The sequence below is a fragment of the Nocardioides sp. CPCC 206348 genome, assembly GCF_048654705.1.
GTDB lineage: Bacteria > Actinomycetota > Actinomycetes > Propionibacteriales > Nocardioidaceae > Nocardioides.
This window is the reverse complement of sequence record NZ_JBMCZA010000243.1, coordinates 114,201-129,053: the sequence shown is the minus strand read 5'-3', so window position 1 is coordinate 129,053 and position 14,853 is coordinate 114,201. Positions and strand designations below refer to the sequence as shown.

The 14,853-nt window shown below is 70.5% G+C and carries 13 protein-coding genes; 1 reads left to right on the top strand and 12 read right to left on the bottom strand.

Annotation, left to right across the window (positions count from 1 at the left end):
- Positions 1-17: 17 nt before the first annotated feature.
- Positions 18-1,256, top strand: a complete 1,239-nt coding sequence (locus tag ACOADB_RS29005; RefSeq protein WP_378607465.1) for a Glu/Leu/Phe/Val dehydrogenase dimerization domain-containing protein — start codon at positions 18-20, stop codon at positions 1,254-1,256.
- Between the two features lie 4 nt (positions 1,257-1,260).
- Here ACOADB_RS29005 and ACOADB_RS29000 read toward each other — a convergent pair whose 3' ends face one another.
- From ACOADB_RS29000 to ACOADB_RS28945, 12 genes are all read right to left on the bottom strand, one after another.
- Entirely contained in the window at positions 1,261-3,108 is a 1,848-nt protein-coding gene (locus tag ACOADB_RS29000; RefSeq protein ID WP_378607462.1) for an LTA synthase family protein, read from the bottom strand.
- 24 nt (positions 3,109-3,132) lie between these two features.
- On the bottom strand, positions 3,133-4,263 hold the full coding sequence (locus ACOADB_RS28995) for a carboxylate-amine ligase (RefSeq protein ID WP_378607459.1): 1,131 nt from the start codon (positions 4,261-4,263) through the stop codon (positions 3,133-3,135).
- 110 nt (positions 4,264-4,373) lie between these two features.
- Entirely contained in the window at positions 4,374-5,270 is an 897-nt protein-coding gene (locus ACOADB_RS28990; RefSeq protein ID WP_378607456.1) for an SDR family NAD(P)-dependent oxidoreductase, read from the bottom strand.
- Between the two features lie 111 nt (positions 5,271-5,381).
- A complete protein-coding gene (gene dmpG / locus ACOADB_RS28985; RefSeq protein WP_378607453.1) occupies positions 5,382-6,386 on the bottom strand; it encodes a 4-hydroxy-2-oxovalerate aldolase in 1,005 nt (334 codons plus the stop codon).
- A complete protein-coding gene (locus ACOADB_RS28980; RefSeq protein WP_378607450.1) occupies positions 6,383-7,351 on the bottom strand; it encodes an acetaldehyde dehydrogenase (acetylating) in 969 nt (322 codons plus the stop codon). Before ACOADB_RS28980 ends, dmpG begins: the two co-directional genes overlap by 4 nt.
- The gene (locus ACOADB_RS28975; RefSeq protein WP_378607447.1) at positions 7,348-8,157 is read right to left on the bottom strand and encodes a 2-keto-4-pentenoate hydratase; all 810 of its coding nucleotides are present in this window, start codon (positions 8,155-8,157) and stop codon (positions 7,348-7,350) included. Before ACOADB_RS28975 ends, ACOADB_RS28980 begins: the two co-directional genes overlap by 4 nt.
- Positions 8,158-8,237: 80 nt before the next feature.
- Positions 8,238-9,374 carry a lytic transglycosylase domain-containing protein gene (locus ACOADB_RS28970; RefSeq protein WP_378607444.1) on the bottom strand — a complete coding sequence of 379 codons (1,137 nt, stop codon included), beginning with the start codon at positions 9,372-9,374 and terminating at the stop codon, positions 8,238-8,240.
- Between the two features lie 82 nt (positions 9,375-9,456).
- Positions 9,457-10,113: an NADPH-dependent F420 reductase gene (npdG, locus tag ACOADB_RS28965; protein ID WP_378607441.1), complete on the bottom strand. Its 657-nt coding sequence runs from the start codon at positions 10,111-10,113 to the stop codon at positions 9,457-9,459.
- 45 nt (positions 10,114-10,158) lie between these two features.
- Complete coding sequence (locus ACOADB_RS28960; protein ID WP_378607438.1) at positions 10,159-11,898, bottom strand: AMP-binding protein; 1,740 nt, start codon at positions 11,896-11,898, stop codon at positions 10,159-10,161.
- A 7-nt stretch (positions 11,899-11,905) separates the two neighbouring features.
- Positions 11,906-12,766 (bottom strand): alpha/beta fold hydrolase, encoded by an 861-nt coding sequence (locus ACOADB_RS28955; protein ID WP_378607435.1) that lies wholly within the window; start codon positions 12,764-12,766, stop codon positions 11,906-11,908.
- A 52-nt stretch (positions 12,767-12,818) separates the two neighbouring features.
- Complete coding sequence (locus tag ACOADB_RS28950; RefSeq protein WP_378607432.1) at positions 12,819-13,952, bottom strand: FAD-dependent oxidoreductase; 1,134 nt, start codon at positions 13,950-13,952, stop codon at positions 12,819-12,821.
- Positions 13,949-14,853: amidohydrolase family protein (locus tag ACOADB_RS28945; RefSeq protein ID WP_378607429.1), on the bottom strand; the 905-nt coding region annotated here is incomplete at its 5' end. The genes ACOADB_RS28950 and ACOADB_RS28945, both read right to left, overlap by 4 nt.

Genomic DNA, 14,853 nt, shown 5'->3' with positions numbered 1-14,853 from the left:
AACGAAAAGGACCAGAAATGAAGGAACTGCTCGACCGCTTCGAGGCCAAGGCCCCCGAGATCGTCTTCGAGTGGCACGACGCCGAGACCGACGCGAAGGGCTGGGCGGTCATCAACTCGCTGCGCGGCGGCGCGGCCGGCGGTGGCACCCGGATGCGGGTCGGCCTGGACCGCCGCGAGGTCGAGTCGCTGGCCAAGACCATGGAGGTCAAGTTCACCGTCTCCGGTCCGGCGATCGGTGGCGCGAAGTCCGGCATCGACTTCGACCCGAACGACCCGCGCCGCGAGGGCGTGCTCGCGCGCTGGTTCAAGGCGCTGGCCCCGCTGCTGAAGACCTACTACGGCACCGGCGGCGACATGAACGTCGACGAGATGCACGACGTGATCCCGCTGACCGAGCGCTACGGCCTGTGGCACCCGCAGCAGGGCATCGTCAACGGCCACTTCGCCGCCGACGAGCGCGAGCTCGTGCAGCGCGTCGGCATGCTGCGCCTCGGCGTCTCGAAGGTCGTCGAGGACCCGCGGTACACGCCGGACCAGAAGGCGAAGTACACGATCGCCGACCTGGTCACCGGCTGGGGCGTCGCCGAGTCGGTCGTCCACTACTACGCGACGTACGGCGTCGCGCAGGGCCAGTCCCTCGTGGGCAAGCGGGTCATCGTCCAGGGCTGGGGCAACGTCGGCTCGGCCGCGGCCTACTACCTGTCCGAGGCGGGTGCCCGCATCGTCGGCATCATCGACCGCAACGGCGGCCTGATGAACGCCGACGGCTTCACCCGCGAGGAGGTGCACCACCTCTTCGTCAACAAGCAGGGCAACGCACTGGCCGCCGACGACCTGATCCCGTTCGACCAGCTGGACGACGCGATCTGGGACATGGGAGCCGAGATCTTCCTGCCCTGTGCGGCGTCGCGCCTGGTCACCGTCGAGCACGTGAAGCGCCTCGTGTCCGCGGGCCTGGAGGTCATCTCGGCCGGCGCGAACGTCCCGTTCGCCGACCCGGAGATCTTCTACGGATCGACCTACGAGTTCGCCGACCAGCACGTCGCGGTGATCCCCGACTTCATCGCGAACTGCGGCATGGCGCGCACCTTCACGATGCTGATGGAGGGCATCGCGGAGGTCTCCGACGAGGCCATCCTCGGCGACGTCTCGCGGACCATCCGCACCGCGCTGGAGAAGTGCCACGAGCGCTCGCCGCACCCGACGCTGCTCGCGGCCACGGCCCTGGAGATCGCGCTGGACCAGCTGGTCTGATCACCTACCGCCTCGGCAGGGACCGGACGTAGGCGTCGGACAGGTCCATCAGGTCGAGCACGTAGTCGTAGTCGTCCCGCATCCCCTTGATCGGGTACGACGACCCGTCGGCCAGTGACGTCGCCGAACCGTCGTCGAAGCCGCGCCCCGGGGCGAAGATCGCCTGGTCGTTGACGAACGTCCCGGTCGGGGCGTGGAAGCGCTCACCGAACGCGTGCCCGCCGGTGTTGAGCAGGTCGACCCCGAACGCGACGAAGCGCTCCTGGGCCAGAGAGATGCCGAGCAGGTTCGCGATCGTCGGCAGGATGTCGACCTGCGAGGCGACGTGCTCGCTGCGGGACGCCTCGCCGCCGGGGACGTGGATCACCAGCGGGGTGTTGAAACGGCGCTCGAAGCGGTAGTCCGGATCGAGTGCGCGGACTCCCGCGACCGTGTCCTTGTCGTTGAGCCCGGCATGGTCGCCGTACGCGACGAAGAGGGACTTGTCCCAGAGGCCGGTCTGCCGGAGGCCGCGGATGAACAGGCCGAGCGCATGGTCGGCGTAGTTCTGCGCCTGGAGGTAGGCGCCGACCTCGGTGCCCTCGAGCTCGCTGGGCAGCCGCAACCGCACCTTGTCGGCGGGCACCTTGAACGGGCCGTGCCCGGAGGCGGTGACGAGCTGCGTGTAGAACGGCCGGTCGGTGGCGTCGAGCTCCAGGAGGCGCACCAGCGAGCGCCCGTAGAACTCCTCGTCGGAGACTCCCCAGAAGTTGAACTTCGGGCCGGGGTACTCGTCCTTCTCGTGCCATCGGTCGAAGCCGAGCGCGCGGAACAGGTCGTCGTGGTCCCAGAACTTCGCCCAGTTCACGTTGAAGGTCTCGGACACGTAGCCGCGCGGGCGCAACAGCTTGGGCAGGCTCGGCAGGTCGCGGTCGCCGTACCCGGTGGACATGGCGACGTCCCCGACCGGATAGATCGACGTGTTGGAGATGAACTCCGCGTCGACCGTGTTGCCCTTGCCGATCTGCTGGAAGTGGTGCGGGAAGTAGGCGCTCTCGCCGACGAGGTCGTTGAGGTGCGGCGTCACCTCCTGCCCGTCGACCTCCAGCCCGATGACGAACTCCTGCATCGACTCCAGCTGCACCACGACGAGGTTCTTGCCTGCGGCGGCGCCGAACCCGCGGGCGCGGGCCGGGTCGGTGACCGTGGTGTGGTTGCGCGCCTTGAGCTCGGCCACGTCGTCGTACGCCGTGGCGAGGTCCAGCGTCTGCTTCGTCCGGAGCGCCCGGATCAGGGCGTCCGCCTCGTAGCCGAGCACCCCGAACTGCTCGGCGCGGTACTGCTCGTTGCGCACGTCGACGCCACTGCGAAGGACGACCGCGGTGACCAGGATCCCCGTGACCACGACGGCACCCAGGCGGCGCAGTCGGCGGGCCCCTGCCGGAGCGTGCGGTGGCAGCCAGCGGTCCCCGTGGAGCAGGAGCCCGACTGCAGGCGCGAAGGCGAGGTCGACGTAGAAGAACACCAGGCGCCAGTCCAGCAGGCTGGCGATGCTGGCCCGGACGTCGTCGGCCTGGTCGGCCTCGTCGAGCACCGTGAAGGTGGGCAGGGTCTGGTAGTAGCCGAAGTAGAGGACAGCGGCAGTGAGGAAGACGCTGACGGCCGCGTTGAGGGCCCACAACGCCGGAGACGTCGCAGGTCCTGGCGCGATCAGGGCGATCACCCCGACCAGGACGGCTGCCGCAGCCACGTCGGCGAGCAACATCGTGGGACCCGGAACCCCGAAGACCAGGAGCCGGAAGAGCACCAGCTTCGCCACGAGGAGACCCAGGATCAGGCGCTCCGGCCGGGGGCGCCGAAGGGTCGCGGCCATGGAGGAAATCTAGTCGCTGCACCCTCAGCTGAGCCCGGCCAGCCGCACCACCACTCTCGCCAGGTCACCCTCCTCGACCCAGACGGCTCGCTGCCGCGCGGCGCCGGTCCCCACGGCGAACAGCTCGTCGACGGCGTCCTCCACCCGCCCCAGGTCGCCGCTGGCCCCGAGTGCGCCGGCAACGTGGTCGACGAGCGCGTCGACGACTGCCCGAGCCGCTCGAGGTCGGTGCGTGAGCGGGTCCAGGAGGTCCCCGGAGAGTCCCCACCTGCCGGCCTGCCACATCGCCAGCCGCAGCACGGCCACCGGCGCATCCGCCGGAGGCCGGCCCGCGCGCCACTCGTCCGCGGCGGTCTCGACCAGCGCCCGGCACAGGCCGGCGACGAGGACGGCGACCTTCGGGTCCAGGCACACGTCGGCCACCCGGATCTCCAGGGTCGGGTAGTGCCGCGACGGCCGCGCGTCGAAGTAGGCCATCCCCTCGTCCACGGGGACTCCGGTGTCGAGCAACCGCTGCACGTGCGCCCGGTAGGCGCTGGCGGTGCCGTGGACCTCCGGTGGGCCTGCCGTCGGCCACCGGCTCCACACCTGGTTGCGATAGCTCTCGTAGTCCGAGTCGATGCCCTGCCAGAAGGGCGAATTCGCGCTCATCGCCATCAAGGTCGGCAACCACACCCGGATCCGGTCCATGGCCCCCACCGCCTCGTCGTCCGACTCGACCGAGACGTGGACGTGGCACCCGCAGGTCAGCTGCTCGCGCGCCGTCAGCCCGAACTTCCGGGCAATCTCCGCGTACCGCGGCTTCGTGGACGTCAGCGGCCGCACCGGCAGGGGCGAGGTTCCGCTGGCCACGACGAGGGCTCCGGCGTCGAGGGCTGCCGAGCGCGCCTTCTCCCGCCACGTGATCAGGTCGGTCTCCAGGGCCGCCAGGTCGTCCTCGGGTGGGGTGTCCGTCTCGATCATCTGCTGCTGGAGCTCGGGGCCCAGCGAACCTCCCACGGCACCGTGGCGATCGGTGTCGCCCCGGCCGCGTGCGACGCGAAGGACCTGGCTGGCGACCGAGCGCGGACAGCCGGTCTCCGCATCGACGAGGAGGAGCTCCTCCTCCACCCCGACTGTCCGGAGCCGGCCGGGGGTACTGCCCGGGGAGCCCATGGGGCTCACCACGACCTCGGTCCGGAAAGGCGCTGGGTGAGCTGTCGCAGTAGGGGCACGTCGCTGCGGTACCCCCGAGCCGGATTTCGAACGGACCGGGTGGTTCCGGGTCAGAGCGCGAAGCCCACGCCCGTCAGCTCCTCGCTGAGCGTCCACAGCTTGCGGCCGAGCTCGGCATCGCTGGCGTACGTGCTGAGCCTCGCGGGTCCGACCGGGCCGCGGGTCTCGCGGAACCGGCGCGAACCGCTGTAGGAACCGGGCTCGGCCAGCGTGGCGGCGTACAAGGACGGGTTGGCGCCCTTGGCGGCCGACTGCAGCACGATCGGCAGGACGTACGGCGCCAGGCGGGCCACGAGCTTGTTGGCTCCCATGCCGTCCGGTGACGCCACGAGGTTGGTGGCCGAGACGCCGGGGTGCGCGCCGGTGGAGGTGAGCTTCGCGCCGGCTGCCGTCGCACGGTGGTGCAGCTCGCGCATGAACAGGACGTTGGCGAGCTTGCTGTTGCCGTAGTACGCCTCGGGCTTGTACCCCGCCTCGGGGTTGGCCTCCAGCACCTTCTCGTTGCCGCCGTGGTGGGCGATCGAGGCGACCGTGACCACGCGCGGTGTCGGGGCGGCGAGGAGCGCCGGCAGGAGCCGTCCGGTCAGCGCGAAGTGGCCGAGGTGGTTGGTGCCGAACATCAGCTCGTGCCCGTCCTCGGTGGCCCGGTACGTCGGCGGGTTCATCACGCCGGCGTTGTTGATGAGCAGGTCGAGCGGGCCGTCCCACCTCTCGGCGAACGCCCGCACGGACGCCTGCGACGACAGGTCCAGCTGTTCGACGCGTACGTCGCCCTGCATGCCGGCAGCGGCCTGCTGTGCCTTGTCGGCGTTGCGGCACGCCAGCACGACCGTGGCGCCATGGGCGGCGAGCTCACGAGCGGTCACCTCGCCGATGCCGACGTTGGCTCCCGTGACGACGGCAGTGCGGCCGGTCAGGTCGGGCAGGTCGGCGGGGCTGAAGGTCATGGCGGCCACGGTAGCCCGTTCTGGCTGCTCGGGGGCTCGTCGGCTCCGCACAGATGGAAGCGTGAATCGGCACCAGTCGCCCTCGCTGATGCTGGTTGTCCGCCGTGATCCTCAGCCGAGCTTGCTCAGCGCGATGTCGACGATCATGTCCTCCTGGCCGCCGACCAGGCCACGCCGGCCGCACTCCATCAGGATCTGGCGTACGTCGACGTCGTACTGCTCGGCCGCACGCTCCGCGTGCCGCAGGAACGACGAGTAGACGCCGGCGTACCCGAGGGTCAGCGTCTCGCGGTCCACACGGACCGGGCGATCCTGGAGCGGGCGGACGATGTCGTCCGCGGCGTCCTGGAGGGCGAAGAGGTCGCAGCCGTGCTCGAACCCGGACAGATCGGCCACCGCGACGAAGGCCTCGATCGGGCAGTTGCCGGCACCGGCACCGTGCCCGGCCAGCGAGGCGTCGACCCGGACGGCACCGTTCTGCACGGCGACGACCGAGTTGGCGACGGAGAGCGAGAGGTTCTCGTGGGCGTGGATGCCGATCTCGGTGGCGTCGTCGAGGACATCGCGATAGGCCCGGACCCGGGCGGCGACGTCGTCCATGGTGAGCCGACCACCGGAGTCGGTGACGTAGACGCAGTGGGCGCCGTACGACTCCATCAGCTTCGCCTGCTTCGCGAGCTCCGCGGGCTCGGCCCTGTGGGAGAGCATCAGGAAGCCGGACACGTCCATGCCGAGCTCACGGGCGGCCTCGATGTGCTGGGCGGAGACGTCCGCCTCGGTGCAGTGAGTGGCGACCCGCACCGATCGCACGCCGAGGTCGTGGGCACGCTTCAGCTCGTGGACCGTGCCCACGCCGGGCAGCAACAGGGTGGTGAGCCTGGCCCGCTTGAGCACCGACGCCGCGGCCTCGATCCACTCCCAGTCGGTGTTGCTGCCGGGACCGTAGTTCAGCGAGCCGCCAGCGAGGCCGTCGCCGTGCGCGACCTCGATCGCATCCACGCCGGCCTCGTCGAGCGCGATCACGATGCGCTGCACGTCCTCGGGAGCGATGCGGTGACGGACGGCGTGCATGCCGTCACGCAGCGTGACGTCCTGGACGAAGATCGGAGTGCTCATGCCTGGGCCGCCTTCTCGTTGATGCGGGCTCCCGCGATCCGGTCGGCGACCTGCATGCCGGCCGAGGTCATGATGTCGAGATTTCCGGCGTACGACGGCAGGAAGTGTCCGGCGCCCTCCACCTCGAGGAACACCGACACCTGGTGTGTGGGTCGGTCCGCGCCCTCGGCCACCAACGTCTCGACCGGCTGGTCGGCGGGGATCTCGACGACCTGGACCTCCTGGACGAGGCGGTAGCCCGGGACGTACGCCGCGACGTCCGAAACCATCTTCTCCACGCTCGCGCGGATCTGCTCGTGCTGCGCCGGGTCCGGTGCATTCACGAGCGCGAGAACGGTGTCGCGCATCATCAGGGGCGGCTCGGCCGGGTTGAGGATGATGATCGCCTTGCCCCGATCGGCCCCGCCGACCTGCGTGATCGCCGCCGACGTCGTCTCGGTGAACTCGTCGATGTTGGCGCGGGTCCCCGGACCAGCGGACTTCGAGGCGATGCAGGCGACGATCTCGGCGTAGGCGACGGGCACGACCCGGGAGATCGCAGCCACCACGGGGATCGTGGCCTGGCCACCGCAGGTCACCATGTTCACGTTGGGGGCCCCGAGGTGCTCCTCGATGTTCACGGCCGGGATGACGTAGGGGCCGATGGCAGCAGGCGTGAGGTCGATCAGCCGCTTCCCGAGGGGCTGCAGCAGCGCGGCATTCGCCACGTGGGCCTTGGCCGACGTCGCGTCGAAGACGATCTCGATGTCGGCGAACTCCGGCATCGCGATGAGACCGTGCACGCCCTCGTGGGTCGTGGGGACGCCGAGGTCGCGGGCCCGCGCCAGACCCTCGGATGCCGGGTCGATGCCGACCATCGCCCCCATCTCGAGGTGCTTCGCCGTGCTCTGGATCTTGATCATCAGGTCGGTGCCGATGTTGCCCGAGCCGATGATCGCCACCTTGGTCCTGCCGATGCCGCTCATCGCGACACCTCGGCGAACGTGATCGACAGTGAGCCGAGGCCAGTGATGGTGACATCGACCTGAGCGCCCGGCGCCGCGGGGCGCATCGGCCCGAGCGCACCCGAGAGCACCACCTGCCCGGCGCGCAACGGCTCACCGAGGTCACGGGCGGTCCGGGCCAGCCACTGCAACGCGAGCAGCGGGTCACCGAGGCAGTCCGCACCGGTGCCGGCGGAGTCCGCCTGGCCGGTCACGGTCATGGTCATCACGGTGTCGCGGGGGACGAACCGTTCGAGCGGCACGCGCTCGCGACCGAGCACGAACCCACCGGCCGACGCATTGTCGGCAACGGTGTCGGAGAACCGGATGTCCCAGTCGGCGATCCTGCTGTCGCAGATCTCGATCGCCGCGACCGCGTGATGGACAGCGTCCGTCACCTGGTCGAGATCGAGGTCGCCCTCGTCGAGGTCCGCCCCCAGCACGAAGGCGATCTCCGCCTCGACCCTGGGCTGCAGGAGCCGGTCGAGCGGGACGGGTACGGCGGCGTCGTACTCCATGTCGGCGAAGAGGACCCCGAGATCCGGCTGGTCCACGCCCAGCTGCTCCTGGACGGCCTTCGAGGTGAGCCCGATCTTGCGACCCACGACGCGCGCTCCCGTCGCCATCCGGGCCGCGTTGACCTCCTGCTGCACGGCGTACGCAGCGCGGATGTCGGTGGCGCCGATGAGGTCGCGCACGGGTTCGCTCGGGGTTCCGGTGGCGGATGCCTCGAGCAGTCGGCGGGCAGCACTCCGGATCGTCGTCGTTTCGTGGGTCAGCTCCGTCATGGGAACACTGTCCGCAGTGGACCCCCGGTGGAGGCAGGCCGTGTTCCAGCCAGCGGCACTCGGACCAGCCACGAGGTGGGTCAGGGCGTGCGGGCGGCGCCGCAGTCGCCGGAGGTGCTGGGGCTGCCCGGCTTGAGCAGCTGTCCAAGACCGTCGAGCGTGCACGCCAGGATTCCCTTGGTCGAGGTCAGCAGGCTCTCGAGCGGGGCGGTCGGCGAGCCCGGAATGGGCGCGGGAGCATCGGGCGCTTCGCCGGCAGTCGATCCGCCACTCGGGCCGGCGGGCTTCGCCGGTGCCGGTGCGGGCAGCTCCGCCTTCACTCCGGACTTCTTCGCGCCGGACTTCCGGGCGTCCCCGTGGCGGGCCGGAGCAGCGCGCACGGCCGAGCCCGTCGGGGAGACCACCCGTCCTGCGGCGGTCGGCACGAGGCCGCCCACGGCATAGGAGTCAGCGGTCTCGAGCACCAGGTCGGCGTACTTCTGCGAATGGTTGTAGCGGAGCACCGCAGCACGCTGGCCTGCCGTCGTCGACAGGTCCTCGTCCCCGGAGCAGAGATAGACGGCAGCGGCGAGCGCCGCGTCGTCGACGTCCTGCGGGTTGCGCTCACTGTCGCTGTCGCCGTCGACCCCCACGACCGCCCAGGTGCTCGGGATGAACTGCATCGGGCCGACCGCACGGTCCCAGGCCTTGTCGCCGTCGAGCCGACCACCGTCAGTGTCCGAGACCCTGGCCGTGGCTCGCGAGCCGTTGAGCGCGACACCGATGATGCCGGGAACGGCGACGCCGTCGTCACGCAGCTGATTGCCGTTGGCGTTGCCGTGATTGGACTCCACCTTGCCGATCGCGGCGAGGAGCGGCCACGCCAGCCCGCACTTCTCGTCTGCTTCGCGCATGACCGTCGACGCGCGCTGGTAGGCCGAGAGGGCGGGCGAGGGGATCAGCTCCGAGGTCAGGTTCGAAACGGCGACCAGGCGAACGGGCCGCGCGACCTCGGCGGATCCGACACTGACGCTGGCCGGCGACTCGACCGCCTCGTCCGGCATCGACACCTGGGGCAGCTCGGCGGCCGAGGTACCGAGGCCGGCGACGGGCACCACGCCGGCGCCTGCGATCGCGACCGTCCAGGACACCGACACCACGCCCAGGGGAAGGAGCATGGCGGCGCGTCGTACACGGCCATTGGCTGGCCGGCGGTGGCGGGCTGCTCGGAAACTCATGACCCGACGCTAGGCGGCGCAGCAGTCGCACACATCCGGCCCTGAGAGGAGATCCCTCTCTCTTACGGTAGGTGCGGCCACCTCAGACGTCGGTGATGCGGACCCCGGCGTGCGCCTTGTAGCGCTTGTTCATCGCGATCAGGTTCGCGGTCAGCGCCTCGACCTGATGGGCGTTGCGCAGTCGACCGCCGAAGACCCCACGAACGCCGGGCAGCAGCGCCGACAGCTCGATGACGACGTCGACTGCCTCGGCGTCGTCGCCCAGGACGAGAACGTCGGTGTCCAGGCTCGCCACGGTCGTGTCCTCGAGCAGCGCCGCGCTCAGGTGGTGGAAGGCACCGACCACCCGACTGTCGGGCAGCAACGCCTTGGCCTGCTCCGCGGCCGATCCCTCGAGCACCTGCAACGCGTAGGGACCCTGCTTGTCGAAGCCCAGCGGGTTGACGCAGTCGATGACGATCTTGCCCGCCAGCTCCGGACGCAGCTCGGTGAGCAGCTGGGCATGGCCGTCCCAGGGCACCGCCACGATCACGATGTCAGCGGCCGCAGCTGCGGCGCGGTTGTCGATGCCGACCACGCCGACGCCGTCCTCGCGCATCTCCTTCGCCACGACCTCCGCCCTGGCGGCATCGCGGCTGCCGATCACGACCTTCGCTCCGCCGAGCGCCAGGCGCCGGGCGAGGCCCCGGCCCTGCGGTCCGGTACCTCCGAGGACAGCAAGAACGGTTTCAGGATTCATGGGCGCAGTTTACGACAGAATGGTCTGACCATTCAGTGACGACCGTCACTGGCCGCCCTGCGCCGCGCTCCTGAGCTCGGGGAAGTCCTCGTCGCGCCACTCCTTCGTGAGCCGGTCGTCGGCATGGTCGTTCTCCCGCGCGCGGAGCTCGACGCGGCGGATCTTGCCCGAGATGGTCTTGGGCAGCTCGTAGAACTCCACCCGGCGGACCCGGAGGTACGGCGCCAGGTTCTCGCGCGCGTGGCGCAGGATCTCCAGCGCTGTCTCCCGGGTCGGCTCGTGGCCCGGCGCGAGCGCGACGTAGGCCTTCGGAACCGCGAGCCGGACCGGATCCGGGGCCGGCACGACGGCCGCTTCGGCGACCGCGGGATGCTCGATCAGCACGCTCTCGAGCTCGAACGGGGAGATCTTGTAGTCCGACGCCTTGAAGACGTCGTCGGTCCGCCCGATGTAGGTGATGTAGCCGTCCTCGTCGCGGGCCGCGACGTCTCCCGTGTGATAGAAACCGCCGGCCATCGCCTCGGCGTTGCGCTCCTCGTCGCCCTGGTACCCGGTCATCAGCGCGAGTGGTGAGGCCGCGAGGTCCAGGCAGATCTCGCCCTCGCCGACGCCGTCGACGAGCTCGCCACTGACCGGGTCGACCAGCACGCTGGGGATCCCGGGCAGCGGGCGGCCCATGGAGCCGGGCTTGACGAGTGCACCCGGGGTGTTGCCGATCTGGCAGGTGGTCTCGGTCTGGCCGAAGCCGTCGCGGATGGTGAGTCCCCAGTGCTGGTCGACCTGCGCGATGACCTCGGGGTTGAGCGGCTCCCCCGCGCCGACCAGTTCGCGCAGCGCAGCCGGCTTGGTGCCGAGATCTGCGTTGATGAGCATCCGCCACACCGTCGGCGGGGCACAGAAGGACGTCACCCGCTCGCTGTCCAGCCGCCCGAGCAGCGAGCCGGCCTCGAAGCGCTGGTAGTCGTAGACCACGATCGTCGCCTCCGCGTTCCACGGTGCGAAGAAGCAGGACCACGCATGCTTCGCCCAGCCGGGCGAGGAGATGTTGAGATGGACGTCGCCGGGGCGCAGGCCGATCCAGTACATCGTCGACAGGTGCCCGACCGGGTACGACGCCTGGGTGTGTTGCACGAGCTTGGGCCGTGACGTCGTACCGCTGGTGAAGTAGAGCAACAGAGGGTCCTCGGGCGTCGTGACCGGGTGCTCCACCTCGGCAGCTGTCCCGTCGGCGGCGTCGGAAAGGGACTGCCAGCCAACGCGCTCGCCGACCACGATCCGGAGGTATTCGCCCGGGACCTCGTCGAACTTCGCCGCGTCCCCCGGGTTGCAGACGACCACACGCGCCCCGGTCCGTTCCATCCGGTCGCGCAGGTCGGCCGGGCCGGCAGCCATCGCGGTCGGCACCAGCACGGCGCCGAGCTTGATGACGCCGAGCATGACCTCCCACAGCTCGACCTGGTTGCCCAGCATCACCAGGACGGGGTCGCCCTTGCGCACGCCGTGCGAGGCGAGCCAGTGGGCGACCCGGTCGGACCGGGTGACCATGTCGTCGAAGGACACCGCCGTGCGCGAGCCGTCCTCGGAGAGCACCACCAGGGCGTCGCGGTCCTGACCACGTGCGATGACGTCGAACCAGTCGTGGGCCCAGTTCCACTGCGGCCCGACGTCCGGGAAGGCGAAGCCGGCGACGGCCGCCTCGTGGTCGCCCCGCAGGTCCAGCAGCTGGTCGCGCGCCTCGCGGAAGTGGGCACTGGCCCCCGTGCTGGACGCAGCGTTCGATGTCATCGGGCGCTCACTCCCCCAGGCCGAGGAACTGACCGATGACGTCGTTGAAGTCAGCGGCGCGCTCGATCTGCGTCCAGTGGCCGCAGCGCGCGAAGACGTGGAGATCGGCGTCGGGCAGCAGCCGCAACATGTTCAGGGCGATGTCGACCGGGACGATGTTGTCCTCGCGGCCGTGCACGAGCAGCGTCGGCCGGGTGACCGCGCGGACCTGCTCCTCGGTGATGGCGAGCTCGGCACCGGCGTGGTCGGGGTGGAAGAACATCAGCCGGTAGGCCTCGTGCGCGCCCGGAGCTGCGCTGGCCTCGTACCGGATCTGCACCAGTTCGTCGCTGATCAGCGACGGGTCCACGGCGAAGTGACCGCGGAGCAGGTCGCGCATGTTGTCGGGCGACGGCTCGTAGGCACGCAGTGCCTTGAGGCCGTCGGTGAGCGTCATGCCGACACCGGGCGAACCCATCAGGACCAGCTTGTCCAGACGGTCCTGGTCGTCCTCGGCCATCTGGAGGGCGATCCGGCCGCCCAGCGAGTTGCCGACGACGGAGACCTTGTCGATCCCGAGCGCATCGAGGTAGCCCCACACGTGGTCGGTCCAGGTCCGCAGGGAGTACCGCACGTCGGCAGGACGCTCGGTGTGGCCGAAGCCGACGATGTCGAGCGCCAGGGCGCGGGCGTTCTCCGCGACCACGGGCAGTGCGTGCTGCCAGTTGGCCCAGGCGGACACGCCCGGACCGGAGCCGTGCAGGAACAGGACCGGCGTGCCCTGCCCGAGGTCGTGGTGGTGCGTGGACGTCCCGCGGACGTCGATGAAGGCGCCGCGCGCCGCGTCGGGTGCCGGGGCTGCAGAAGTCGAGCTGGATGTCGTGGTCACGCGACCGACGCTAGGCACGGGCGAAGGCGGTCACAACGAGCGGTTCCAGCGACTAGAAAGGCGGAGCGGTGAGCCCGGCGGATGCCCGCCGGAATGCATCCAGCTCGATCTCCAGACGCCGGGGATCGCGGATCTGGGCCACCAGGTTGCGCCGACCGAGGCTCGCCGGGGCGGCGTCGTCGAGGAAGTGCCGGCGACGTTGCTCCGCCCACCGGGCGACCGCATCGTCGGGGTCACCAGCCAGCGCGCTCGTGAGAACCGGGGCCAGGGTGGCGGCATCGCACCAGCCCGACAGCGAGGTGTGTCCGGTCATCGGATGGGTGACGTGGGCCGCGTCGCCAACCAGCACCACCCGACCCGAGCGGTACGACGTGGCGCTCCGCTGGTGCATCCGGGCTGCGGACCACTCGAGGACCTCGGGCCGGGTTCCGGTCACTTCCTCCAACACCTCGACGACCCGCTGCTCGACGGCAGACTCCTCGTGCGACAGGGACTCCTGGAAGAGATACCGCCATGTGTGGTGGCCGGCCCGCTCGACGACCGCACCCCGGTGGCCGTCGATCTGGAACGTGGTGTCGGAGTACCCCATGGCACCGAAGTCGTGGCGCACCAGCGCGACGACGCAACGCTCGGTCCACGTCGTGCCCTCGAACGCGAGGCCGGCGTGGCGTCGTACGGCGCTGGCCGGACCGTCGGCTCCCACGACCCAGCGCGCACGCAATGACTGCGGACCGGAAGCGCCCCCGTCCAGGAGGAGGTCGACGATCTCCTCGTGCTGACGCAGGGTCTCGAGGTGGACGTCGTCGATGACCTCGACGTTCGGCAGGGCGAACAGCGCCGCACGCAGGATCCCACGCAACGCGGCGGGTTCCAGGCGGAGGTTGAACGGGAGTCGCACCTCGGGACCGAGCTCGCGGACGTCGTACACATGACGCTCACCGGTGGCCAGGACGTGGAGTCCCCAGTGCGCGGTCGCCTCACCGGCGAGGAGGGCGTCGTCGAGGACGCCGAGCCCTTCGAGCACGGGGAGCACCGACCAGTGGTGAACGGCAGTCCAGGGCAAACGCGGCGCAGGGACCGTGTCGAGCACCGTGACGTCCACCCCGGATCGGGCGAGCCCGAGTGCCGTCGCGAGGCCGGCGGTGCTTGCCCCGACGACCGCGACGTCCGTCGTCCGCGACGTCACGCCGGCACCGCGGATCGGCGGAGCAGGTCCAGTCCGTTCGTACGGAACACCCGTTGGGCACCACCGGTTCCGAGAGCGCCGTCGAGTTCCGCGCCGGCGAGCATGCCCCGCGCTTCCGCCGTCAGCTCGGGGAAGAAGGGGTGATCGGTGCCGAGCACGATGCGATCGGCACCGAACCGGTGCACGAGGATCCGCAGGTGCTCGGGGTCCAGGACCAGGCTGTCGACGTACAACGACCGGACACGTTCGTCGATCGCTCCCGGCGAACGGCCCTGGAGCAGCTCGGCACCCAACCGCAGCCGGGGATAGGACCACGCGAACCCGCCACACCCGTGCGCGAGCACGACGCGAAGTCCGGGGAAGCGCTCCAGGACACCGCCGAACACCAGCGCCCCCGCGGCAAGGGCAGTGTCGGTGTGCATGCCGAGTCCGAAGTCGTAGGGCTGGCCCGAGCGTCGAATGGTCCCGGACCCGCCGTCCGACGGATGCACGAAGACGAGCGCCCCGAGCGCCTCGGCTGCCTCGAAGAACGGCAGCAGCCGGGGGTCGTCGAGCTCGAGGCCCGCGACGCGTGCGCCGATCTCGACTCCAGCAAGCGGCTGCGCTCCGCCCATCACGTCCGCCAGTACGGCGACCGCGCGGCCAGCGTGGAGCAGCGGCACCGTGCCCAGCCCGGCGAGACGACCGCCGCTCCCGGCGACGGCGCGGGCGATGGACGCATTGGTGGCTTCGGCGTATGCCGTCGCTGCACCGGCATCGTCGACGTAGGGGAAGGTGACCGGGACCGGCGAGATCACCTGGAGCTCGACGCCCGCGGCATCGAGGTCCCGCAGCCGCGCGTCGACGTCCCACAGCGAGGGACGGACGTCGCGGAACGGACGGTCGCCGATCAGGATCCGGC